We start from the raw sequence: 22428 nt of genomic DNA, 5'->3' as shown, positions 1-22428 counted from the left end.
CGCCGGCCTTATCTGCCGAGCACCGCCATGAATTGCGAAAGCCATGCCGGATGCGCCGGCCATGCGGGCGCCGTCACCAGCTTGCCGTCGGTAACCGCCACATCGATGGCGATATCGGCATAGGTACCGCCCGCCAGTTCCACCTCGGGGCGGCAGGCCGGATAGGCCGAGCAGGTGCGGCCCTTGAGGACACCCGCAGCCGCCAGCAATTGGGCACCGTGGCAGACGGCCGCGACCGGCTTGTCAGCCTCGAAGAAATGCTTCACGGCGGCAAGCACATCCGCATTCAGCCGCAGATATTCCGGCGCGCGACCACCCGGAATGACCAGCGCGTCGTAATCCGCGACCTTGATATCGGCAAAAGTTGCGTTGAGCGCGAAATTATGGCCGCGTTTTTCTGAATAGGTCTGGTCGCCCTCGAAATCATGGATCGCGGTCGCGATCGTCTGGCCAGCCTTCTTGCCGGGGCAGACGGCATGCACCGTGTGACCAACCGCAAGCAGCGTCTGGAACGGCACCATGGTCTCGTAGTCCTCGGCGAAATCGCCGGTGATCATCAAAATCTTCTTCGGCATGCTTGCTCCTCCCGTTTTGAATGCCCGGGGCACCGTAACAGGAGGGGTGGAGAAGCGGGTATTATGGCTATACTACAGGGCCGATAAAGACGCGATCAGCGCGCTTTGGGCGGCTCCGGCCAGCGCCGAACACCGCCGCCCCAATCCTCGAAGGCCTTGGAAAGCTTGAGCACGAGCAGATCCGCGTAACGCGGGCCGACGATCTGCAAGCCGATCGGCATCCCGGATTTCGAGAAACCGCAATTGATCGAGGATGCTGGCTGTTCCGACATATTCCAAGGGACGGTGAAGGCGATATGTTCGAAGGGTCGCTCGGGGTCGTTGGTGGGCGAGGCCCAGTCGGCCGGATAGGAGACGATGGGATTGACGGGTGAAATCACCACATCAACCGACTGCATCAACCGCCCGCAGGCTTTGCGCATTTCCATGGTCTGGTTGAAACCGAAAACGGCCCGCGCGCCGGAAACATCAGCGCCCTTCTGCGCCCATTCGTGAATATAGGGAAGGATCGCCGCGCGTCGTTCGTCACTCAGCGCCGCCATATCGCCCCAGAATTTCGCCCGCCAGAAATCATCCAGCCCATCAAGCATGTCCCGAGACAGCACCGGCTCGACCGGGACCACGATGGCACCTGCATCCTCGAACAGCTTTGCGGACGCCACAACAGCATCCCGCACCTCATCGTCCAGGGCCAAGCCGCAGCCGGCATCCAGCATCAGGCCGATCCTCAGGCCCTTTACGTCGATATCGAGGTCCATCCAGTTGATATTGTTGGGCGGCAGCGCGGTGCCGTCGCGCCAGTCCGGGCGGGAAAGCGTGGCCATGGCATAGGCGGCGTCGACGACGGTGCGGGTCATCGGTCCGGCGCAGCGGCCGGTATAATAGGGATCGACGGGTATGCGGCCCTGGCTGGGCTTGAAGCCGAACAGCCCCGTCCACCCCGCCGGTAGCCGCACCGAGCCGCCAATATCCGTGCCGATATGCAGGGTGCCGTAACCCGCAGCACCGGCAGAAGCCGCGCCGGCACTGGAGCCGCCGGGGTTCTGTGTCGGGTCCCACGGGTTGCGGCTGAGCTTGTGAAAACTGGAAAGGCCCGATGACAACATGCCGTAATCCGGGCAGGTGGTTTTGGCGTAAATGATGGCGCCGTCCTCGCGGCAGCGGGCCGCAACCGGCGCGTCTTCCAGGGCCGGCACCAGTTCCACCGCTTTGGTGCCAAGCGGAACCGGCTGGCCTTTAGTGGCGATCAATTCCTTCAGCGACACCGGAATCCCATCGAGGGGCCCGAGCGTTTCACCTTTTTGCCAGCGCGTCGTTGAGGCCAGCGCCTGCTTGCGGGCATCCTCGGGATCATAGGCGTAAAGCGCGTTCACCGTGGGCTCGAATGCGTCGATACGGGCCTCTACCGCCTGCCAATATTCCGATGGCGACAGCTTCTTTTGCCCGTAAAGCGCCAGGATTTCGAGCGTGTTGAGGTGTATGAGATCGGTCATAAGCTTCGTCTCGTCAGAAAACAGATAATATGGGCGATATCGGCTTGAAGCGGTCAGCTGGTATCGCGTGGGTCCAGCAGGTCGCGCAGGCCATCGCCAAGCAGATTGAGGCCGAAGACCGCGAGCGCAATGGCAAGGCCGGGCGTGATGGCAAGCCAGGGTGCAGCACCTAGATAGGTCTGCGCATCGGCCAGCATCCGCCCCCAGGTGGCAGCCGGCGGCGGCATGCCGAGACCGAGGAATGAGAGTCCCGCTTCGGTAAGGATGGCAAGGCCGAGCTGGATGGTCACCTGCACGATGATCTGGTTGGAAATATTCGGCACGATATGAAACAGCGTGATCTTGGCGCGGTTCTGGCCGATGCTGGTGGCGGCGGTGACATATTCCCGCGACCATATCTGCAAGGCCGCACCCAGCGTCAGCCGCGCAAAGACCGGCACCATGAAGGTGGCAATGGCGATGATGGCGGTGAACCGCCCCGTACCGATGAACGCGCCGAGCATCATGGCCGACAAAATCGGCGGTACGGCGAAGATGATATCGCAGGCGCGCATCACCAGGGTTTCGGTGAAACCGCGCAGTGCCGCGACCGATACGCCAAGCGCCGTGCCAATGAGCGCGCCGATGGCAACGGCGGCGATGGAGGTGGAGAGCGAATTCCATGCCCCCGCCATCAGCATGGACAGCACATCGCGGCCAAAATGGTCGGTGCCAAGCCCGCCATAGGCAAAGGGCGATTTCAGCTTCTGGGCAATCTGTATCTTCGTCGGAGAAACCGGCGTCCAGACCAGCGAAAGCAGGGCAACCGCGACAAGAAAGAGAGTGACAGCGATGCCAAGGACGAAAGCGGGGCGGCGGCGGATCAGTCGCATCATCGTGCACCTGCCCGCAGTCTTGGATCGATAAAGAGATAGGCGATATCGACCAGAAAATTCATGACGATGACAAGCGCCGAGAAGAACAGCACGACGGACTGCATGACGACGATATCCCGCTGGGTCAACGCCTGATAGGCAAGCCGCCCGAGGCCCGGCAGGTTGAAGACATTCTCCACCAGCACTGCCCCGGCAATCAGGAAGGTGAATTGCAGGCCGATCATGGTGACAACGGGGATCATGGCGTTCGGCACCGCATGTCGCCACAGCGCTACCCGCTCGCTCAGCCCCTTGGCGCGGGCGGTGCGCACGAAATCCTCGTTCATTACCTCAAGTACTGCCGAGCGGCAGACGCGGGTGAGGACGCCTGCCTGCGACAGCGCAAGCGCGATGGCTGGAAGCACAAGCGCGATAAATCCGGCAGAAAAACTCGGACGCCAGCCGGGAAAACCGCCTGATGGCATCCAGCCGAGCGTGGTGGAAAAGACGATGATGAGCAGCAGCCCGACCCAGAAACCGGGAACGGCAATGCCGACATGGGAAAACAGCCCGGCTGCGAAATCCACCGGCCCGTTTCGGCTTCTCGCTGCCGCGACGCCGAGCGGAATGGCGATGGCGACCGACAGGCAGACCGCGAGCAGCGCAAGCGGCAGGGTGACGGCAAGCCGCTCGACAATAAGCCCCGCTACCGGCACGCCGTAGGTATAGGATTGTCCGAGATCACCCCGGAATACGCCTGCAAGCCAGTGGATGTAACGCAATGGCAAGGGCTGATCGAGACCCATCTGCATTTGCAGCGCGAGAAGCGTATCCGGGCTCGCCGACGTGCCGAGCATGATGGCCGCCGGATCACCCGGCAACAGCCCCATGATGATGTAGATGATGAGCGACACCGCAAACAACGTGACGATGAGGCTTGCAAGGCGCCGGACGAGAACGGCTAACATCTGGCATTCTTTCCTTGCGTTGTTTCGTTTCGGGATGTGGCGGATGGATTTATTGTCATCCCCGCACACTCTTCCCTCACCCCTGTGCTTGTCACAGGGATCCAGCCGAAGCGTGCCTGCACGGCGGAAAGATTCCTTTCAGCCCAACGACTTGGGCTGGCTGGATTTCTGTGACAGGCACAGGAATGAGGTGGTGGGTAGGAATGCGCCTCACCGTTCACAACAAACGTCACTCTTCCCAATGCACATCCGTCAGCACATTGGACGGAATGGGTTCGTTTTCCCACAACCCCTTCAACTTCTTGTCCCAGACGCCGAGTTTCGGCATCACGAACAAGAACAGCGCCGGCACATCTTCGGCGAGGATTTTCTGGGCTTCGCCGTACAGCTTTTCCTGCTCGGCCGCATCCGCCGTTTTTTCAACATTGGCGATGACCTCGTTGAAGGCAGGGTTCTTATAGTTGAAATAATAGGGATCACGGGAGTAGATATCGATATCCATCGGCTCAGCGTGGGCGACGATGGTCATGTCGTAATCCGCGCCCTTCAAAACATCCGCCACCCATTTTGCCGGAAATTCCGTGGTCTCGATGGTCATGGTGACACCGATTTCGGCCAACATCGCCTGGAGGATTTGCGAGGTCCGCTGGGCATAGGCCATTTGCGGGGCCTTGATCGTGAAGCTGAAACCGTCGGGGTAACCCGCTTCGGCAAGAAGCGCCTTTGCCTTGTCTATATCGTAAGAATGAACACCGGTCGTATCGATGTAACCGCGATCGTTCGGCGTGTAGTGGCTGCCGATGGCCGTGCCGTAACCCGACCATGCGCCTTCAATCACCGTGCCGCGGTCCACCGCCATCATCAGCGCCTGGCGCACGCGCTTGTCGTTGAAGGGTTTGCGGGCATTGTTCATGCCAGCCACGACCTTGAGTTCCGTATTGCCGACGAAGGTACCGAGACGCGCATCGCCGTCGAAGGACGTCATCAGTTCCGGCGCGCCGAATTCCGGGAAGGCATCGATATCGCCGGATTTCAGTGCCGCTGCCTGCGCCTGCGGATCGGAAACGAAGCGGAAGGTGGCCTTTTCAAGCTTCACCGCCACCGCCTTGTCCCAATAGGCCGCGTTCTTCTCCAATTCCACCTTGTCGCCCTTGGCCCAGTTCACGAACTTGAACGGGCCGGTGCCGATGGGCGTGGTACGGTTATTGTCAGCGCTCTTCGGCGCAACCATGACGGAGGCCGGCCAGCCGAGCCAGTAGATCAGGCTGCCCGCCGGCTGCTTCAGCTTCAGTACCAGCGTCGCGGCATCCGGCGTTTCTATGCTCTCGATGGCGGTGAAGAAGCGTTTTTGTGGGTTTACCGACGTTTCACCGCGCGCCCGGTCGAGCGAAAATTTCGCAACAGAGGAATCGAAGGCCTCGCCGTCGTGGAAGGTAACACCCTGGCGCAGCTTGAACGTATAGGTCTTGCCATCGGCTGAAATTTCCCAGCTTTCGGCAAGCTGCGGTTTCACCTTGCCGTCATGGTCGATGGTGACGAGACCTTCGAATATGTTCTGCCAGCTGACCTGACCGATGGCGACGGGTGCCGCAATTGTCGGGTCGAGACCAGTCGGCTCCACTGTCATGCCCAGCGTCAAGGCGGTCTTCGGCGCGGCCGCGGCGTCCGTCATAGAAAGCGGCATCCAGAGCGCCGTCCCCAGTGCAAGCGCAAGCGCGGCGCGCCGCGTAACTTTCAGCGGCTGCGAAAAATAAGTGCGTGGCATCATTGTCCCCTGTCTGGCGGCCGAGGCATTTTTGCCTTTCGAAGACCACCCGTTGCAAAAAGAGTGTCATGTTGCAGGCGCACACACAATCGTGATTTTTGTGTGCTCCGTGTAGCTGAAATGGCTACACGGAAATACGGATGGAAATCAACCGGGATGGACAATTCTCCAGGCTGACGAATTCCCCTACCCCGCTGTCGCCTCGCGCATGAAACGCTCGATGAAATCGGCAAGCTTAGAGGCGGCGAAGGATAGTTGACGGTCGGGCGCCACGCAGAGATCGATCTGGGTGTGGATGCCCTTCTTGCCGGAAAGCGGAACAGCAACCATCTGGCCGCTGCGAATTTCACGCGCCACCGACAAGGCCGGCAACAGCGTGGCCGCGGCATGGCCCAGAACCAGTTCCTTCAGCATTTCCAGCGAACTGGTGATAAAGACGGGATCAAGCTCGATACCGGCATCGGCAAACAGTGTATCGAAGGCCTGACGCGCCGCGAAACTCTTGTCCGGCAGGGCAAGCGGCAGGCCGGCCAGTTCTTTCAGCGAGACTTCCGCCTGCGCGGCAAGCGCATGGCCGGTCGGAAAGATAGCATCGTAACTGATACGGGTGCGCGAGCGCACTTTCACGCCGGAGACCTTGGGCGCAAAAAGGCTGACGACCAGATCCGCTTCGGCTGCACCCAGTGCTTCCATCGCCTGGCGCGCGCTGGTGATGTGCACCTCGAAGCGCAACTGCGGATATTTGAGGCTGAACTGCGCCAGCACCGGCGCCAGAAGGTTCGCAACCGTCGCGCCATTGGCATAAACGGTGACCCGGCCGCGCTGAAGCCCCTTCAGGTCATCGATCAGCTGGTGCACATGGTCGAGTTCGCGCAGCGTCTTGCCGGCGCGGGCAGCCAGCAATTCCCCCGCCGCCGTCAGCTTCACGCCCCGGCTGGAACGCTCCACCAAAGGCGAGCCAAAATAATATTCGAGGTTCTCGATCTGGCGGCTGACTGCCGTCGGCGCGACATTCAGATTTTCGGCAGCGGCGCGCATGGAATTGGTGCGGACAAGTTCGTCGAAATACATCAATGCGCGCAATTGCATGGTCGGGATACCCTGTTTTGGCCGACACTGTCCGTCATGCCGGGCTTGACCCGACTATAGCGGCAGCTCAAGCGCGCTTGAAGCCCTCGCTCGCCACCAGCAGCTGCCTGGTATAATCCGCAGTAAACTCGCGGCTTTCCAGCGCTTCCGCCTCCAGCATTTCCACCACCTTGCCGCTTTTCATTACCGCAAGGCGATCGCACATGTGGCTGATGACGCCGAGATCGTGGCTGACCATAACGAAGGTGAGGTTGCGGTCCTTGCGGGCCTGTTCCAGCAGATTGAGGATTTCCGCCTGAATGGACGCGTCGAGCGCCGAGGTCGGCTCATCCAGTAGCAGAATCTTCGGCTCGACGATCAGCGCGCGGGCAATGGCAATACGCTGCCGCTGACCGCCGGAAAGCTGGTGCGAATAGCGGAAGCGGAAACCGGTGCCGAGACCCACCTCATCAAGCGCACGCGCGATGCGTTGCTCGCGATTGTCGAGACCGTGGATGACGAGTGGTTCTAGCAGCAGCGCATCCACTGTCTGGCGAGGGTGCAGGGAACCGTAAGGGTCCTGAAACACCATCTGCACATCGCTATAAAAGCTCTTGTCGCGGTGCTTGCCCGAATAGGAGCGACCGGCCACCATCAACGAGCCTTCGTCGAAATGGTTGAGGCCGGCAATTGCCCGAAGCAGCGTCGACTTGCCGGAACCGGACTCGCCGACGATACCGAAGGACTCACCCTCGGCCACATCGATGCTGACGCTGTCGAGCGCGATATATCCGTCGAAATCGACCACCATGTCTTTGATAGAAAGAACCGTGCTCATGCGCGCCACTCCGCCTTGCGTTCCAGAACCGGCAGCGGATGCCGGTGGCCGCCAATTTCCGGCAGGCAGTTCAAAAGACCCTGCGTATAGGGATGCTTCGCCTCTTTAAGATTGGCAGAAGAGAGCTCCTCAACGACCTTGCCCGCATACATGACCAGAACGCGGTCGCAGAAAGACGACACCAGCCGCAGATCGTGGCTGACGAAAATCAGCCCCATGCCGCGGTCGCGAACCAGCTTGTCGAGAATATCGAGCACTTCGAGCTGGACCGTCACGTCGAGCGCGGAAGTCGGCTCATCGGCGATCAGAAGTTCCGGGCCGCAGACCAGCATCATGGCAATCATGACGCGTTGGCCCATTCCGCCGGAAACCTCGTGCGGGTAAAGATCGAACACGCGCTCGGGATCGCGGATCTGCACCGCCTCCAGCATGGCGAGCGTGCGTTGGCGCGCCTCGCCGGAACCGATGCTTTCATGGGTACGCAGCGTTTCCATGATCTGGCGGCCGATGGGCATGACCGGGTTCAACGAATATTTCGGGTCCTGCAGGATCATGGCCAGGCGCTTGCCGCGCATGAGCCGCCGTTCCTTTGCCGAAGCACTGAGAAGATCGACATCGCCGAAGCGCAACACATCGGCCTCGATGCGAGCGCTTTTCGGCGTCAGGCCCATGATGGCGCGGCCGGTCTGCGATTTGCCGGAGCCGGACTCGCCGACGATGCCTAGGCGTTCGCGTCCTAGCGTGAACGAGACGCCACGCACCGCCTCCACCAGCCCGGTGCGGGTGGGAAAGGAAACGCGCAGGTTCTCGACGGTCAGAAGCGGCGCGCTCATTGGTTCGCCTCCTTGGGGTCCAGCGCATCGCGCAGGCCATCGCCCAGAAGGTTGAAACCGAGGCTGACGATCAGGATCGCAATGCCCGGCATGGCGGCAACCCACCATTGGTCGAGAATGAAACGGCGTCCGGAAGCAATCATCGCGCCCCACTCCGGCAGCGGCGGCTGTGCACCGAGGCCAAGGAAGCCGAGACCGGCTGCTGTGAGGATGATGCCCGCCATATCGAGCGTGACACGCACGATGAGCGACGACATGCAAAGTGGCATGACGTGTTTCAGAACGATGCGAAACGGCGACGCGCCCATGAGCTTGACCGCCGCGATGAAATCGGAATTGCGGAAGGTCATGGTTTCGGCGCGCGCGATGCGCGCATAGGGCGGCCATGAGGTGACCGCGATGGCGAGCACCGCGTTTTCAATGCCCGGCCCAAGTGCGGCCACCAGCGCAAGCGCCAGAACCAGCTTCGGAAAGGCCAGAAAAATATCGGTGATGCGCATCAGAACGGCATCCACCCAGCCGCCGGCATAACCCGAGACGGTGCCGACGATGAGTCCGATGGGTGCGGCGATGATGGCCACCAGCAGCACGACGAACAGGGTCAGCCGCGAACCGTGGATGAGGCGCGAGAGAATATCACGCCCCTGATCGTCAGTGCCGAGCAGGTAACCTTCTGTCCCCGGAGGCAGAAGTCGGGCATTGCGCAGATCGCCCTGCACCGGATCGTGTGGTGCAAGCACATTGGCGAACAGTGCGACAAGCAGCAGCGCAATGATGATGCCGAGGCCAAGCAGCGCCAGCCGGTTTTCCGAAAAGCGCCGCCAGATGACATAGGCACGGCCTAGCCGTGCCTGCCTGCGCGAGGCAGGCCGGTCGGAGAGCAGCCATTCGCGGCTGTAGGGTTTGAGTGTATCGGTCGAAATCGTCATCGGCTGCGCGTCCTTGGGTCGAGCGTCCGGTAAAGCAGATCGGAGAAGAGATTGATGCCGACGAAGATGGCGCCGATCACGATCGTGCCGCCAAGAACGGCATTCATATCCGCATTCTGCAGGGAATTGGTGATGTAGAGGCCGAGCCCCGGCCACGCGAAGATGGTTTCGGTCAGCACCGAACCTTCCAGCAGACCGGCGTAAGATAGCGCAATCACGGTCACCAGCGGCACGGCCGCGTTGCGCAGCGCGTGAAACCAGATGATGCGCGTTTCCGAAAGCCCCTTGGCGCGCGCCGCAACGATATATTCCTGGGCGAGCTCATTCAGCATGAACGAACGCGTCATGCGGCTGATATAGGCCAGCGAAAAATAGCCGAGCAGCGAGGCGGGCAGGATGATGTGGCGGAACAGATCCCACAATACGTCCCATTGCCGTTGCCAGATCGCGTCGATCAGGAAGAAACCCGTGACCGGCGTAAAGGTGAATTCGTAGACGATATCCATCCGGCCGGGATAGGCGACCCATTGCAACCGGGCGTAAAACACCAGGAGCGCCAGGAGGCCAAGCCAGAAAATCGGCACGGAATAGCCGATAAGGCCGATGACGCGCACGACCTGGTCGGCAAAGCTGCCGCGCTTGACCGCGGCAAGCACGCCGAGCGGAATGCCAAAAACGGCGCCGATGATGGTGCCGAGCGTGGCAAGCTCTATGGTTGCCGGGAAAACCCGCTTGATATCCTCCATCACCGGGTTGGTGGTGAGGACTGAGATGCCGAAATCACCCGACAGCGCCTGCTTCAGATAGATGAAGAACTGCTGCCAGAGCGGCAGGTTGAGGCCGAGCTGCTCACGCACGCGCTCGACCACATGCGCAGGCGCGCGGTCGCCGACAATTGCTAGCGCGGGATCGATCGGCACAACGCGGCCAATGAAAAATGTGACCGCCATCAACCCCAGAAAGGTGGTGATGACGGTGACGGCGAAGCCGAGAATGGCCTTCGCGCGGGCGTTGGCACGGCGTTTGCCCTGCCTCGCCCGGCTGTTTGCTTCAACGATGCTCAATAGACCGATCCTTCCGGATCATTCCTTGGAGATCGTATAGACATAGTTGGTGTCGAAGCTCGGGCCGAGCTTCAGGCCCTTGAGCTTCGCGGAGTATCCCGCCACTTCCGTCTGCTGGAAGATGATGACGAACGGGCCTTTTTCGAGAACTTCCTTCTGGAGGTTCTGATAGATGGCGGCGCGCTTGGCATTATCCTTTTCCAGAAGTGCCGACTGCGTTTCCTTCGTCAACTCCGGAACGTCCCAGGCGTTACGCCAGGCAAGCGTCTTGTTCTTGCCTTCTTCGGAGTTGTCGTAGTTGATCGTGAAGGTCTCGGCATTCGAGTTCGGGTCGAAATAGTCCGAACCCCACTGGCCGATGTAGATATCGTGCGTGCGGGCGCGATACTTGGTAAGCGTCTGCTTGCCGTCGCCGGGAATGATTTCCAGCTTGATGCCAGCCTGCGCCAGCGTCTGCTGTACGCTTTCGGCAATGCCGGTCACCGGCTGCGTGTTGCGCACATCCATGGTCACGGTGAAGCCGTCCTTCAGACCAGCCTTCGCCAGCAGTTCCTTGGCCTTGGCGACGTCGAGCTTGTATGGGTTCTCGTCAAGCGCGCCGAGCTGGCCCTTTGGCAGGAAGGTCTGGTGGATTTCGCCGATGCCCTTGATGATCGTCGCGCCGATCGCGTCGTAGTCGACGAGATATTTAAAGGCCTCGACGACCTCAGGCTTCTTCAGGTTCTCGTTCTTCTGGTTGAGGCTGAAGTAATAAACGGTGCCCTTGGGCGCGGAGGTGACGGCAAGGCCTTCCTTCTTGGAAACGGCTTCCATATCACCCGGCTCGAGGTTGCGGGCAACGTCGATATCACCGTTTTCAAGCGCCAGGCGCTGGCCGGAGCTTTCCTTCATGTGACGATAGACCACGCGCTTCAACTTCGGCTTCTCACCGTAATAGTTGGGGTTGGCCTCCAGAATGACGGCTTCGTTGGCCTTCCAGCCAAGGATCTTGTAGGGGCCGGAACCGGCATAACCTGTTTTCAGGAACGCATTGCCGAAATCGGTGTCGTATTTGTAATCGGCGCTCGGCGTGACGGGCTTGGCCTTTTCGGTTACCAGCTTCTTGTCGACAACTGCGGCAACGGTCGCGGTCAGAACGTTCAGCACGAAGCTTGGTGCGTAGGGCTTGTCGACCGTCAGTACGAAGGTGTTGGCATCCGTCGCTTTCGCCTTCTCAGTGACGTTGTCGCCCTTGAGACCGAACTGCGTCAGAAGGAATGCTGGCGACTTGTCGAGCTTGATGGCACGTTCAAAGGAAAAGGCAACATCATCTGCCGTCACCGGATTGCCGGAGGCGAATTTCAGGCCGGTCTTCAGCTTGAAGGTATAGGTGAGACCGTCTTCAGAGGTCGTCCAGCTCTCGGCCAGATCGCCGATCACCTTGGAGGTGTCGTTGAGATCGATGGAAACCAGCTTGCTGTAGGTGTTGCCAGTAACTTCAGCTGCCGACAGCTCGAATGCCTCACCCGGATCGAGCGTGATGATGTCGTCGATGGCGAAACCTTCAACCAGCGTATCGGCCGGCGTGGCGGCAAAAGCGTGCGGCGCAGACAGCATCATCAGCGACAGAGCAGCGCTGGTGCTGAGGATACGCATGGACTTGTTGAGCGATTTGATCATAGGATCTCCCCTTTTGTTATGAGATTGATTTAGTTCGCTTTTATTTGCCTTCAGGCCGGCTCGTGCCAGGCCTGGGATAGGACGCGCAGCCAGTTTTCCCGGCATATTTTAGCAAGTTCTCCATCACCGTAGCCCGCCGATTTCAGCGCCGCAACCAGATTGTGGTTGCCGCTGGCATCGGCAACGCCAACGGGTACCGTCGCGCCGTCGAAATCCGATCCGAGCGCCACGCAATCGACGCCCATACGCTCCACCATGTAGTCGATGTGGCGCACCATGTCGGAAAGCGGCGTGTCGGCAATGTCGCGCGCATCCGCCCGCAACATGGTGACCGCGTAGTTGAGGCCCACCAGACCGCCGCTCTCCTTGATGGCATCCATCTGCCGGTCAGTAAGATTGCGGGCGACGGGGGTGAGCGCATGTGCGTTGGAATGGCTGGCGATCAAAGGCTGGTTCGTGGTCTTCGCCACATCCCAGAAGCCCTTTTCGGTGATGTGGGCGAGATCGATGAGAATGCCGAGCCGGTTGCACTCCTTGACCAGCGCAAAACCGGCATCGGTAAGGCCGGGCGCGGTATCGGGCGACATTGGATAGGAGAAGGGAACGCCGTGACCGAAAATATTGTGCCGGCTCCAGACCGGACCGAGCGAGCGCAGGCCGGCGGCATAAAAAACCTCAAGCGCATCGAGATCGGCACCGATCGCCTCACAGCCTTCCATGTGCAGCACGGCCGCGAAAATATCCTCGGCAAAGGCCTTGCGGATATCGGCCGTCGAGCGGCAAAGGCGCCAGGCGCCGGCACGGTCAAGCCTGAGCGCGATCGCAGCCTTTTCCATCGCAATATCGAGCGAGGGCTGGCGTTCGAGCGGCGCCGCAAGCGGTGTATCGTAATGACCCTGCGCGTCCGGCTCCTGCAGGACCAGATCGCCGGAAGGAATGTAGATGGCGCAGATGCCGCCGCCGAGACCGCCTGCACGTGCACGCGGACCGTCGATATGGCCTTCGCGGGTGCCGTTCTTGAATTCAGCCACCGGATCGCCACCGGCCTTGCTGTTGCGCCACAACCGAAGCAGCACATCATTATGACCGTCGAACACTGCATGCATGTCAAGAAATTCCAGTAAGCGGCAAAACCAAAGGGGGCGGGCAGACGCCGGAATAACACCGCGCGAGAGCAAAACGGCGCATTTTTCGCCGACTGCTATAGTCTGTCAGAAACGATCTTAGGACGATCTCTCACGGCTCCGCAAGACGCAAATTAGGCAACGATGAAATTATCACCACTTGCCTTTTGCCGGGAATTGCGCAACGTCAAGCCTGCCAGCCGCCTTCGGCTTTTTTCAGCAGCGGCGTCGCGAAAACACCCCTCACCCGCTCCGGCCATTCCGGCCCGAAAGCAGCGATTTTTTGCACCCAGCGATCCGATTGCAGCATGGCAGCGCCGATTGCCACCGGCTTGATGCCGGATGAGGCGAGAAGCGAAAGACCTGAAATGATTGAGCTGCCGCTGGAGATGACATCGTCCACCAGCGCCACCCGCCTGCCCTCGATGAGGGGCAACATGCGCGGATCGATGTAAAGCCGTTTTTCCTGCTTGGTGGTGATGGAGGACATCGGCACCGACAGTTCCTCCAGATACCAGAATTTGCGCGAAGTGCCGAGCGGCACATATCGCGAATGGCCGAGGTGACGGGCAACGGCTGCGGCAAGCGTCAGCCCCAGAGTCGGCAGGCCGATCACGACATCTGGCTTGAGGGGGCGAAGCTTTTCCGCCAGGTCGGCGGCCAGCACTTCCAGCACGTCAAAAGAGGCCTGATTGACGATGAGCGAGGCGAGCGCATGTTCGCCATCCGCCAAGGACCGGATCGGCAGGCAGATCTGCCGCCCGTCATCCAGCTCCGCCGGAAAGAAAGCCGAATGCGGGCCTGTCGTATCGAACGAACGGGGCGGAAGAACATCCTGCCAGAACTCATGCGGCGCGGCGGGGGATGATGCGGCGGGCGATGCGGATTGCGGCATCGGTTTTCCTTTCAGAAGCGGGACGGCAAAAGCGGAAGCGATTTTCATCCGCGCCATCCCCGTTCGGCATATCAGGCATTTCGACAACCGCAGGCATGCGGCGGGTTCATTTCATTGGGTTTTTCAGCTAGAAGGAAACAAAGCAACAGGCATTCGGACAAGCCCACCTATGGCGTGGGTTTTCCCCATATTCAAGGACAAGCTACCCATGAGACTGCTGGACCGCATCGGCGAGGACCTGCCATTCCTGACGGAGCTTCGCCACGATCTCCACGCCCATCCGGAACTGGGCTTTGAAGAGGAGAGAACCAGCGCCATCGTCGCCGATCTTCTCGAAAGGGCGGGAGTGAAGGTGCATCGCGGCCTTGGCGGTACCGGCGTGGTCGGCACGCTGCAGGTGGGCAACGGCACCCGCAGTATCGGTCTTCGCGCCGACATGGATGCGCTGGCCATGCCGGAAATTCCCGACCGGCCCTATAAATCGAAGTTCCCCGGCAAGATGCATGCCTGCGGCCATGACGGCCACACCGCCATGCTGCTGGGCGCTGCGCGTTATCTCGCCAGTACCCGCGATTTTTCCGGCACCGTCCATTTCATCTTCCAGCCGGCCGAAGAAGGCCGTGGCGGCGCGAAAAAAATGGTTGAGGACGGGCTTTTCGACCTGTTTCCCTGCGATGCAGTTTATGGCCTGCACAACATGCCGGGGCTTGGCATTGACGAAATGGCCGTGGTGGAAGGACCGCAGCTTGCCTCTTCCGATAGCTGGCGCGTCACCTTCAGGGGCATCGGCACCCACGGCGCCAAGCCGCATCTCGGCCGCGATCCGGTAACGGCGGCGGGCACCTTCCTCGCTTCGCTGCAAAGCATCGTCGGCCGCGTCGTCGATCCGCTGCAACCTGCCGTCGTCAGCGCCTGCTCGGTGCAGGCGGGTGACCCCAAGGCGCTCAACGTCATTCCCGATCTCGTCGAAATCGGCGGCACCGCACGCGCCTACGCGCCTGAGGTGCGCAGCCAGCTTGAAACGGAAATCGGCAGGCTCGCCAAGGGTACGGCGGCGATGTTCGGCATCGAGGCAAGCTATGAATTCATCCGCCGCATTCCGCCCGTCATCAACGATGCCGATGCGACGAAACGGGCGCTGCGAGCCGCCAAGACCGTCTTCGGCAACAAATCCCGCACCGCCTTCCCGCCCTCGACCGCCGGCGACGACTTCGCCTTTTTCGCGGGCGAAGCCCCCGGCTGCTACGTCTGGCTCGGCAACGGCCCCGCGGTGGATGGCGCGCTGCACCACAACACCTCCTACGACTTCAACGACGCGGCAATCGTTCCCGGCGTCGCTTTCTGGGCAACACTGGTGGAGCAGGAACTGGCGGCGGAGTAAGGCCGAAAGCCACTTTTTGCATTCCCAAATCTGAAAAGCCGGGCAGCGGCAGACGCGCTGCCCGGCTTTCTCGCTCAGATATTCCGGCGGTTCAACAAATATAGCGCCGTCAGGACAAGGCAGGCCATGATCGATGAATAGGCGATCACCGGCCATGCCGCATCACCCGGCAGAATGACGACAGCCAAGGTGCCCGCTATTCCCACAAACAGACTTTGAATGCAGAAATAGAAGGCGACGGCTGTTCCAGCCATGTGCCCGAACTCCTCCAGCGCGCCATTGGCGGTGACTGAAACCGTAAAAACGATTCCGACCGCCATGACCCACATCGGTACGATAAACGTCAAAAATGACGGAACCGCCCCGACTTCACCTGCAGTGAACAGAAACGCCCCCACGAACAACAGGGCCATGCCCCTCACGAGACTGCCCTGCACACCCCATCTGGCAACGAAAAACTTCGCAAAACGGGTGGTAACGATCATTGCGATTGCGACGGTTGCAAAAGCCAGGCTGAACTCCACCTCGGAGAGACCTGCCCTGCCGATCATGACGAGCGGAGCGGTGGAGAAGAATACGAAAAACGTTCCCATGGCAGTGCTGAACCCAAGCGTATAGGTCCAGAAGCGACCACTGCCCAACATGCGCAAAGGCGATAGGCGTGACATCGTTGCCGTCGCCGGTCGGGTTTCGCTCCAGTTCATCCCTGCGGCAACCGTCGCAATGAAAGCTGCCGCGCCCAGGGTGACGAAGATGGCACGCCAGCCGAATTCATTGGCGATGACCGCCCCGACAATCGGACCGAGTGCCGGGACGAATGCGAGAATGGAGCTGAACGTTCCGTATATCGTCGTTGCTTCCGGACGATCCGCATAGACGTCGCGAACGGTGGCGAAAGTGGCGACCAATGCCGCCGCCGCTCCAGCCGACTGAAGGAACCGGAAAACGATAAAGGCGCTCGCCGTTGTCACAGCTGCGAGGCAGAACGAGGCCACGACGAACAGCAGGGCACCGCCGATCAAGACGGGCCGGCGACCGATGCGGTCGGAGATGGGGCCAAACACGATTTGCCCAAGGCCGAGCATCACCATGTAAACGGTGAGCGTGAGTTGAACCACCACCGGTGTCGTGCCGAGGGCTTCCGGCATGATGGGGACGACCGGCAGGTAAATATCCATGGCCAGCGAGGCGAGAATATCAAAGGGAGCCATCAGCAGCATTGCTGCCAACAGCGATCTCCCCCAAACGGGAGTTGGAATAGACATTAGAATTGATCCGCTCAAATGAGGACATTTGGCGGCGTCTGCCCGAAGAAACAGGGATCGCTCGACAGAACGCCGCAACAACGAAATATCGTCGTTGCGGCTTACTTATCTGATGACTTCGAGGCACCCATGTTCAACATCCATATAGAGCGACAGGTAAACAGGGGTTGGATTTAGCAATATGCCGGCTTTTTGGCAACGCTCGACCCTGGTTTACCCCACCACCGCAAGCACCGGGCTTTCCATCACCCGTCCCGTCAACACATCGGCAATGCCCATATCTGTCTGGTGAGGACCGATGTTGCAGGCGAGCGTGGCGCCGAAGCAGGCTTTGAAGACCAGATAGGGTGGCTGCCAATCGACCACCTTGCCGACAGCGGCGCGCAATTCCTCGAAAGCCTGTGCTACGTCTTCAAGCGGCGCATCGGAAACGAGGCCTGAGAGCGGCAGGGGTAGAAGCGCGGTCACCTTACCCTCAGAGGCGACAGCCATGCCGCCGCCTGTCGCAATCACCGCATTGGCGGCCAGCGCCATGTCTTCGGCATTACCGCCGAAGACAGTGAGGTTGTGGCTGTCATGCGAGACGGTGGTGGCGAAGGCGCCGTTCCAGCGTCCCCAGCCGGTAAGGAAGCCGGTCCTGGTAACTGGCTCGGCCTTGCCGTGGCGGTGGGTGACGGAAATCATCGTGGCGCCTTCGGGGGGAACGACGAAACCATCCTTCACCTCGGCTTCCGCCTCGCCCCATTGCGTGAAGCGTGGGCGGTCGATGGTGGCAAGGCGCACCCTTGCGCCCTCGCAGGCAACCCGGAAATCATCGGCTGCGCGCAGCGGCAGCTTCATCGAGCCTTCGAGCGCCGCCGCATCGCAGGCTGGAATGTCGACGAGCATATGCCCGGCTTCCGCAACCGCCCTGCCACCGGCCAAGACATGACGGGGTGAAAAACCACTCAAATCCTCGAAAACGACGATATCGGCACGGCGACCGGCGGCGATGAGGCCGAGATCGGCACGGCCAAGCCTTTGCGCAGCATTCAGTGTTGCGGCGCGCAGCGCCCATTCCGGTTTCAGGCCATAACGGACAAGGCGGCGCACCACATCATCCAGCCCGCCGCCCCGCAACAGATCGTCCGGGAAAACATCGTCAGTGCAGAGCGTCAGCGTCTGCGGCAGGTGGCCGAGCGCATTCAGCGCCTCCACAAATTCCGGCAGCAGATGATCGTGCGAGCCGCGCAGCTCGATGGTCAACCCCGCCCGAAGCTTCGCCATCAGGTCTTCAGCCGAGACCAGCTCGTGATCGGAAGAAACACCGGCCACCATGAAGGCGTTGAGATCGGCGTCCTTCAGGCCGCGCGCATGGCCACAGATCAGCTTTTCCGAGACAAGACCGGCCTGTACGATGCCGCTCATCCGTGGATCGCGGTCGATGACGCCGCGCATGTTCATGATTTCCGCAACCCCGCCAATCTGCGGCCACGACAGGATATCAGCGAGAATTCCGGCATCGAAATCAGCGCCGCCGCGCTCCAGACCCGGTGCTGATGGCACTGAGGAGGGTGCAAGCAGAATGGCGCGCAGCGGCAGGTTTTCGATGGATTTCGCCGCCCAGAGAACCCCTTCGACACCATGGACATTGCCGAATTCATGCGGGTCCCAGACGATAGTGGTGACGCCGCGGGCAACGACTGCTGCCGCATAGGCAGCGGGCGTTATCATCGAGCTTTCGATGTGCATATGCGTGTCGATCAGGCCGGGCGAGACAAAGGCGCCCGACGCGTCGACGAGCTGCGCTGCATCGCTGCGGCTTGCCGGTTCGTGAACGCTGGCGATTAGCGGACCGACAATGCCGATATCAGCGGCGCGAAGCTCCCCCGTCACCACATCCACCAGCGTTCCGCCAGTAATGAGAACATCGAAAGCCGCATCGCCGCGCGCAGCGGCAACCGCGCGGGCGCGCAGCGCATCGTCGTTGAGATCGACCGGCTCGCGTATCGGGGATTGTGCACTCATCGGGCAGCCTCGCGGCGCAACGCCTCGAGAACCGCAGCCTTTGCCGCTTCGGCATTCACGGTGTCGGCGAAATGCGCGTTGAAGGCGGCAACCTTGTCGGCACGCGGCTCAACCACCGTTCGCCCGCGCGTTAACGCCGCGTGAAGCTCGACATCGATCCGCGTGTGGCGCCAGCCAAGCAGCTCGGAGGTGAAGCCGACAGCGGCAACGGGATCGTAAAGCGCCATGGCCGGTCTGCCGCGTCTCGTGGCGATGCCGATGAAACCTTCCAGCAGGTCGGCAATCAGGCCGGCGTTTTTGCCGCCAGCATTTCGGATCGGCAGCACATCGGCTGGCGAGGCGGTGACCTTGCGGCAGGCGTCCAGATCGACCATGCGCAGCGGCAGGCCGTGGGAAAGCACGATGGCCAGCGCTTCCGGATCGGCAAAGGCGTTGAATTCGGCAGATGCGGTGTGGTTGCCGCTCGTCACGCCGCCACCCATCCAGGTCAGATCGGAAATTTTCGCGGCAAGATCGGGCAGGGCAAGGCAAAGGGCGGCGATATTGGTAAGCGGGCCGAGCGCGAGGATACGCTTTTCGCCTGCCCCCTCAAGCCAGCCGCACAGCGCAGTGAAAGCGTCGCTTTGCGGCAGAGCGGGGGCATCCGGCAGGCTACGGCCGACGGTCGGAATGCCGCTGTCACCCAGAATGCATTGTGCGGTTTCGAGCGCGCCAAGGACGGGTTTGGCACGGCCCTGATGGAGCGGCATGGACCAGCCGAAGGCGGCGACCGCGCCTGCGGCGTTGCTGCAGACAACATCCAGCGTCGCATTGCCGAAGACCAGCGAAATGCCGTCTATGGCAAGGCCTGCCGATTGCACCACCATGATGGCGGCGATATCGTCAAAGCCCATATCAGTATCGATCCACACACCCATGATCAGCCAAACACCTTGAGGCTTGCCGCCTTTTCGACCGGAAGGTCGAAGGCGAGCGTATCACCGATCGTATGGGCGGTCAGCGCAGCGTCGGTCTCCGCCTTGATGGGACCAAGCAGCGTATCCAGCAGGTACTCACGGGTATTTCCGGCAAAGGATGTGCCGCGCACGGTTCCCTGGAAAGGACCTGAACCAAGGGTGACCATGCGCGGCCGCCAGGCCAGTCCAGATGCTGAAGGGACTGGTCCGGTAAGCGGTGTTATGCCGTTTTCGGTTTTCAACGCGCCGCCTTCCAGCGCGAAGATGTTTTCAAAGCCGACGAAATCCGCCACGAAGGCGGAAACCGGCGCATTGTAGATCTCTTCCGGTGTACCGATCTGCTCAATCTTGCCGCCCTTCATGACGACAATACGGTCGGCCAATGCGAGCGCCTCGATCTGGTCATGGGTGACGAAGATCATCGTCACACCGGTTTCCTTCTGCACGCGCTGCAATTCGGTGCGCATTTCAAGCCTGAGGCGCGCATCAAGGTTGGAGAGCGGCTCGTCGAGCAGCAGCACCTTCGGCTCCATGACCATGGAGCGCGCCAGCGCCACGCGCTGCTGCTGGCCGCCGGAAAGCTCGGCCGGCTTGCGCGATGCGAAGTTCGACAATCCCACGGACTTCAGGCCGGAGGCGACCTTGTCATCAAGCGCCTTGCCGTTCATGCCCTTGAGTTTGAGGCCGAAGGCGACGTTTTCGTAAACCGTCAGGTGCGGAAACAGCGCATAGGACTGAAACACCAGCCCCACGGCGCGCTTGTTGGCGGCGACGCGGGTGATATCGGCGCCGTCGAGATCGATGCGCCCGCCCGCCACCGGCATCAGCCCGGCAATGGCACGCATCGTGGTGGTCTTGCCACAGCCGGAAGGACCTAGCAGTGCGAGAAGTTCACCCTTGCGGATATCGAGGTCGAGATCCTTGACGGCGATGCTGTTGCCGTAGGCGAGCGAGACTTTTTGGAGCGAAAGGTAATTTGCGTCAGACATAACGGGAGAACCCCAGAAAACGTTCGGCCAGGAAGACGATGCCGATGGAAAGGAAGGCGAGCAGCGATGAGAGTGCGGCGACAGACGGATCGAAAACGATCTCCATGTAGCCCAGCATGTCGATGGGCAGCGTGCGCACGCCCGGACCCGACAGGAACAGCGACACGGGCACCTGATTGAAACTCGTCACGAAACCGAGGATGAAGGCCGACAGGATACCACCGCGAATATTGGGCAGCACCACACGGAAAAATGCGCCAAACCGCGACGAGCCGAGCAGCACCGCCGCCTCCTCGATATCCGAACGCAGATTGTTGAGGCTGGCCGAAACCACCCGTACCGCATAGGGCAGGATGAGCGCCGTGTGCGCGAGAAACAGGGCAAGCGTGATGCCGATGCCGAAGGGCACGACGAAATAGCGCAGCAGCGCCAGACCGACGATGATACCCGGCACGATGATCGGCGCCGAAACGATCGTGCGCACGGTTTCCGCAAAGGGCAGCTTGTAGCGCGACATGGCGTAGGAAGCGGGAATACCGAGGACGAGCGCCGTGAATGTGCCGCCGATGGCGAGGAACATCGACATCGCGAAGCTTTCACGGAAACTTTCGACGGTGAAGACCTTCGCGATCCATTTCAGTGAAAAGCCCTGCGGCGGAAAGGCGAGCGTGTCGCCGGCCGAAAATGAGGCCGCAACGATGATGAGGAACGGCCCGATCAGGAAGCCGACAACGAGCAGGAGCGTGAGCGGAATGAAGAGCTGCCGGGTCATTTCTTGTTCTTTGCGGTGGCGATGCGCTTCAGCAGGATATTGGCGGCAAAGCTCATGACGATCAGGATGAAGGCGATGACGCTGGCGGCGACGAAATTGTTGGAGACCGTCACCTGCTGGTAGAGCAGGGTTTCCAGCATCAGCACCTTGGAGCCGCCGAGAATGGCCGGCGTGATATAGGCCGTGAGCGAACCGGTGAACACCAGCGTGCCGCCGACAACAAGCCCCTCCTTGGTGAGCGGCAGGATGACCTTCCAGAACACCTGCAGCCAGTTTGCGCCGAGAACGCGGGCGGCTGCGATCGTATCCTTGGGCATATTCTCCAGCGCACTGATGAGGGAAATGATCATCAATGGCAGGAACAATTGCAGAAGGCCGATGAAAACAGCCGTTTCGGAAAACAGTATACGGATCGGCGCATCGCTCAGTCCTACCGCCTGAAGCGCCTGGTTGACGATGCCGGTTCTGCCGAGAATGACGATCCAGGCATAGGTGCGGGCAACCGGCGAGATCATCAGCGGCAAGACGACCAGATTGACGACATGTCCTTTCGCGCCCGGCGACAGATTTACGATGGCGAAAGCCGCCGCATAACCCACCACCGCAGATACGATGGTGACAAGCGCGCCAAGCTTCAGGGTGCGCAGGAAAACCGCCCTGTTCAGCGGATCGGAGAAGAAATCGGCGTAAGCGGACAATGTCCAGCCGTCAGTGGTGTGAAAGCCTTCCGACAGGAGCATGAAGACCGGCACAAGAAAGACCGCCGCCGCGAAAATAGCGGCGGGCAAGGCAAGCGCCAGCGCTTCGGCCCGGTTCTGAAACATCGCTTTATTCCCCGAACGGCCTGCGGCCGATTGTTACTGCAAGCGGCCAGGGCCAGCTTGCGGAATTGAGAGGTGGAAAAGCGGTCAGGGGACGACCAAACCGCTTTTCCGGGAATGGAGCCGCCCTTTCGGACGTTTTAAATGCCCCATTCCAAACCTTGATAAGGAC

At 60.7% G+C, this 22428-nt stretch carries 20 protein-coding genes; 1 reads left to right on the top strand and 19 read right to left on the bottom strand.

All coding sequences use genetic code 11. From position 1 onward, the window contains the following. Positions 1-8: 8 nt before the first annotated feature. The 13 genes from G6L97_RS21060 to G6L97_RS21000 form a co-directional block, all read right to left on the bottom strand. A complete protein-coding gene (locus G6L97_RS21060) occupies positions 9-575 on the bottom strand; it encodes a DJ-1/PfpI family protein (protein WP_065687415.1) in 567 nt (188 codons plus the stop codon). Between the two features lie 95 nt (positions 576-670). Then, positions 671-2068 (bottom strand): amidase, encoded by a 1398-nt coding sequence (locus G6L97_RS21055; protein ID WP_035200163.1) that lies wholly within the window; start codon positions 2066-2068, stop codon positions 671-673. A gap of 53 nt (positions 2069-2121) precedes the next feature. Continuing rightward, entirely contained in the window at positions 2122-2943 is an 822-nt protein-coding gene (locus tag G6L97_RS21050) for an ABC transporter permease (protein ID WP_035200162.1), read from the bottom strand. Beyond that, the gene (locus G6L97_RS21045; protein ID WP_065687416.1) at positions 2940-3890 is read right to left on the bottom strand and encodes an ABC transporter permease; all 951 of its coding nucleotides are present in this window, start codon (positions 3888-3890) and stop codon (positions 2940-2942) included. Before G6L97_RS21045 ends, G6L97_RS21050 begins: the two co-directional genes overlap by 4 nt. A 229-nt stretch (positions 3891-4119) precedes the next feature. Continuing rightward, positions 4120-5655, bottom strand: coding sequence for an ABC transporter substrate-binding protein (locus G6L97_RS21040; protein WP_025595067.1), 1536 nt, complete (start codon positions 5653-5655; stop codon positions 4120-4122). Positions 5656-5841: 186 nt separating this feature from the next. Further along, on the bottom strand, positions 5842-6744 hold the full coding sequence (locus G6L97_RS21035) for a LysR family transcriptional regulator (protein ID WP_025595068.1): 903 nt from the start codon (positions 6742-6744) through the stop codon (positions 5842-5844). A gap of 67 nt (positions 6745-6811) precedes the next feature. Then, positions 6812-7561 carry an ABC transporter ATP-binding protein gene (locus tag G6L97_RS21030; RefSeq protein ID WP_025595069.1) on the bottom strand — a complete coding sequence of 250 codons (750 nt, stop codon included), beginning with the start codon at positions 7559-7561 and terminating at the stop codon, positions 6812-6814. Continuing rightward, entirely contained in the window at positions 7558-8394 is an 837-nt protein-coding gene (locus tag G6L97_RS21025; protein ID WP_035200158.1) for an ABC transporter ATP-binding protein, read from the bottom strand. The genes G6L97_RS21030 and G6L97_RS21025 overlap by 4 nt, the downstream gene beginning before the upstream one ends. Beyond that, on the bottom strand, positions 8391-9323 hold the full coding sequence (gene nikC / locus G6L97_RS21020; protein WP_003518097.1) for a nickel transporter permease: 933 nt from the start codon (positions 9321-9323) through the stop codon (positions 8391-8393). Before nikC ends, G6L97_RS21025 begins: the two co-directional genes overlap by 4 nt. Continuing rightward, on the bottom strand, positions 9320-10387 hold the full coding sequence (locus tag G6L97_RS21015) for an ABC transporter permease (protein WP_003518099.1): 1068 nt from the start codon (positions 10385-10387) through the stop codon (positions 9320-9322). Before G6L97_RS21015 ends, nikC begins: the two co-directional genes overlap by 4 nt. An 18-nt stretch (positions 10388-10405) precedes the next feature. After that, positions 10406-12046, bottom strand: coding sequence for an ABC transporter substrate-binding protein (locus tag G6L97_RS21010; RefSeq protein WP_003518100.1), 1641 nt, complete (start codon positions 12044-12046; stop codon positions 10406-10408). Between the two features lie 50 nt (positions 12047-12096). After that, on the bottom strand, positions 12097-13152 hold the full coding sequence (locus G6L97_RS21005) for a dipeptidase (RefSeq protein WP_003518101.1): 1056 nt from the start codon (positions 13150-13152) through the stop codon (positions 12097-12099). 205 nt (positions 13153-13357) lie between these two features. Next, positions 13358-14065, bottom strand: coding sequence for a phosphoribosyltransferase (locus G6L97_RS21000; protein WP_065687468.1), 708 nt, complete (start codon positions 14063-14065; stop codon positions 13358-13360). 208 nt (positions 14066-14273) lie between these two features. Between G6L97_RS21000 and G6L97_RS20995 the strand changes: the two genes are divergently transcribed. Continuing rightward, the gene (locus G6L97_RS20995) at positions 14274-15446 is read left to right on the top strand and encodes a M20 aminoacylase family protein (RefSeq protein WP_003518103.1); all 1173 of its coding nucleotides are present in this window, start codon (positions 14274-14276) and stop codon (positions 15444-15446) included. Positions 15447-15520: 74 nt separating this feature from the next. Here G6L97_RS20995 and cml read toward each other — a convergent pair whose 3' ends face one another. The 6 genes from cml to G6L97_RS20965 all read right to left on the bottom strand — a co-directional run bounded on the left by cml (position 15521) and on the right by G6L97_RS20965 (position 22259). Continuing rightward, positions 15521-16711 carry a CmlA/FloR family chloramphenicol efflux MFS transporter gene (gene cml / locus G6L97_RS20990; protein WP_035200154.1) on the bottom strand — a complete coding sequence of 397 codons (1191 nt, stop codon included), beginning with the start codon at positions 16709-16711 and terminating at the stop codon, positions 15521-15523. Positions 16712-16924: 213 nt separating this feature from the next. Further along, a complete protein-coding gene (locus tag G6L97_RS20985) occupies positions 16925-18718 on the bottom strand; it encodes an adenine deaminase (RefSeq protein ID WP_065687417.1) in 1794 nt (597 codons plus the stop codon). After that, positions 18715-19635: a nucleoside hydrolase gene (locus tag G6L97_RS20980; protein ID WP_065687418.1), complete on the bottom strand. Its 921-nt coding sequence runs from the start codon at positions 19633-19635 to the stop codon at positions 18715-18717. The genes G6L97_RS20985 and G6L97_RS20980 overlap by 4 nt, the downstream gene beginning before the upstream one ends. 2 nt (positions 19636-19637) lie before the next feature. After that, positions 19638-20663, bottom strand: a complete 1026-nt coding sequence (locus tag G6L97_RS20975; protein WP_035200151.1) for an ABC transporter ATP-binding protein — start codon at positions 20661-20663, stop codon at positions 19638-19640. Then, a complete protein-coding gene (locus tag G6L97_RS20970; RefSeq protein WP_003504740.1) occupies positions 20656-21435 on the bottom strand; it encodes an ABC transporter permease in 780 nt (259 codons plus the stop codon). The genes G6L97_RS20975 and G6L97_RS20970 overlap by 8 nt, the downstream gene beginning before the upstream one ends. Beyond that, positions 21432-22259 (bottom strand): ABC transporter permease, encoded by an 828-nt coding sequence (locus G6L97_RS20965; RefSeq protein ID WP_065687419.1) that lies wholly within the window; start codon positions 22257-22259, stop codon positions 21432-21434. The genes G6L97_RS20970 and G6L97_RS20965 overlap by 4 nt, the downstream gene beginning before the upstream one ends. Positions 22260-22428 lie beyond the last annotated feature (169 nt).

The sequence above is a fragment of the Agrobacterium tumefaciens genome, from assembly GCF_013318015.2.
GTDB lineage: Bacteria > Pseudomonadota > Alphaproteobacteria > Rhizobiales > Rhizobiaceae > Agrobacterium > Agrobacterium tumefaciens.
This window is presented reverse-complemented; position numbering and strand designations above follow the sequence as displayed.

Excerpts from the sequence above, each read along its gene's own strand:
- G6L97_RS21060 (WP_065687415.1), bottom strand. The coding sequence starts at position 575 with ATGCCGAAGAAGATTTTGATGATCACCGGCGATTTCGCCGAGGACTAC.
- G6L97_RS21055 (WP_035200163.1), bottom strand. The coding sequence starts at position 2,068 with ATGACCGATCTCATACACCTCAACACGCTCGAAATCCTGGCGCTTTAC.
- G6L97_RS21050 (WP_035200162.1), bottom strand. The coding sequence starts at position 2,943 with ATGATGCGACTGATCCGCCGCCGCCCCGCTTTCGTCCTTGGCATCGCT.
- G6L97_RS21045 (WP_065687416.1), bottom strand. The coding sequence starts at position 3,890 with ATGTTAGCCGTTCTCGTCCGGCGCCTTGCAAGCCTCATCGTCACGTTG.
- G6L97_RS21040 (WP_025595067.1), bottom strand. The coding sequence starts at position 5,655 with ATGCCACGCACTTATTTTTCGCAGCCGCTGAAAGTTACGCGGCGCGCC.
- G6L97_RS21035 (WP_025595068.1), bottom strand. The coding sequence starts at position 6,744 with ATGCAATTGCGCGCATTGATGTATTTCGACGAACTTGTCCGCACCAAT.
- G6L97_RS21030 (WP_025595069.1), bottom strand. The coding sequence starts at position 7,561 with ATGAGCACGGTTCTTTCTATCAAAGACATGGTGGTCGATTTCGACGGA.
- G6L97_RS21025 (WP_035200158.1), bottom strand. The coding sequence starts at position 8,394 with ATGAGCGCGCCGCTTCTGACCGTCGAGAACCTGCGCGTTTCCTTTCCC.
- nikC (WP_003518097.1), bottom strand. The coding sequence starts at position 9,323 with ATGACGATTTCGACCGATACACTCAAACCCTACAGCCGCGAATGGCTG.
- G6L97_RS21010 (WP_003518100.1), bottom strand. The coding sequence starts at position 12,046 with ATGATCAAATCGCTCAACAAGTCCATGCGTATCCTCAGCACCAGCGCT.
- G6L97_RS21005 (WP_003518101.1), bottom strand. The coding sequence starts at position 13,152 with ATGCATGCAGTGTTCGACGGTCATAATGATGTGCTGCTTCGGTTGTGG.
- G6L97_RS21000 (WP_065687468.1), bottom strand. The coding sequence starts at position 14,065 with ATGCCGCAATCCGCATCGCCCGCCGCATCATCCCCCGCCGCGCCGCAT.
- G6L97_RS20995 (WP_003518103.1), top strand. The coding sequence starts at position 14,274 with ATGAGACTGCTGGACCGCATCGGCGAGGACCTGCCATTCCTGACGGAG.
- cml (WP_035200154.1), bottom strand. The coding sequence starts at position 16,711 with ATGTCTATTCCAACTCCCGTTTGGGGGAGATCGCTGTTGGCAGCAATG.
- G6L97_RS20985 (WP_065687417.1), bottom strand. The coding sequence starts at position 18,718 with ATGAGTGCACAATCCCCGATACGCGAGCCGGTCGATCTCAACGACGAT.
- G6L97_RS20980 (WP_065687418.1), bottom strand. The coding sequence starts at position 19,635 with ATGGGTGTGTGGATCGATACTGATATGGGCTTTGACGATATCGCCGCC.
- G6L97_RS20975 (WP_035200151.1), bottom strand. The coding sequence starts at position 20,663 with ATGTCTGACGCAAATTACCTTTCGCTCCAAAAAGTCTCGCTCGCCTAC.
- G6L97_RS20970 (WP_003504740.1), bottom strand. The coding sequence starts at position 21,435 with ATGACCCGGCAGCTCTTCATTCCGCTCACGCTCCTGCTCGTTGTCGGC.
- G6L97_RS20965 (WP_065687419.1), bottom strand. The coding sequence starts at position 22,259 with ATGTTTCAGAACCGGGCCGAAGCGCTGGCGCTTGCCTTGCCCGCCGCT.